Raw genomic sequence first — 829 nt, 5'->3', positions numbered from 1 at the left:
GCCTCGACAGCAGTTATAACGACGATATCAATTGGCAAAATGGCGCCAATGCAACGCTATCAGCCCAACAAATCAGCGATATTATCGCCAGCTTTAGCCTGGATAACGATGATATGGGCTGGACCTACGATATCGATAACGACCTGCTTAATTTCTTAGCCGAAGGCGATGTGATCACCCTAAGTTTTGATGTCACTGTAACCGATAGTAACGGTGCCTTTGATACTGAAACCGTGACCATTACCATTAACGGTAGTAACGACGGTCCCGTTATCACTCCAGATCCTGAAAACCAGGCCGGTGAAGTCATTGAGGCCGGCGTACAGCCTGGCGGTAATACCACGGAAAATGGGATTGTCATGGTTGCCGGGGATTTAGATGCCATCGATCCCGATACCGGAGATACTGACAATCTCACCTGGTCATTTACACCTCAACCGAGTGACTACGGTACATTCAGTATCGATCCCGACACCGGTACTTGGCAGTATCTGCTCAATGAGAGCGACACCGATGACAGCCTGGTTAACCAGTTAGCCTATGGCGAAAGCAGAACCGAGATCTACACTGTTGTTGTGACTGATACCAATGGTCTTACAGACACCCAGCAAGTCACCATCACCATTACCGGTACCAACGATATTCCTGAGCTCAGTGCAACCCAATCTGGCACTGTGACTGAGGATATGATTGATGTAGACCCCGATAGATTGGTGGCCACCGGCATCCTGACTGCAACCGATGTCGATAATAATGACGTACTCGGCCTCGACAGCAGTTATAACGACGATATCAATTGGCAAAATGGCGCCAATGCAACGCTATCAGC

The 829-nt window shown here is 48.9% G+C and carries 1 protein-coding gene; it reads left to right on the top strand.

Annotation, left to right across the window (positions count from 1 at the left end):
- Positions 1-829: VCBS domain-containing protein (locus tag ACVBIK_RS20660; RefSeq protein ID WP_447170427.1), on the top strand; the 829-nt coding region annotated here is incomplete at both ends.

The organism is Shewanella sp. 125m-1 (assembly GCF_052977065.1).
The sequence above is the reverse complement of the archived record's forward strand: the minus strand, read 5'-3'. Positions and strand labels throughout refer to the sequence as shown.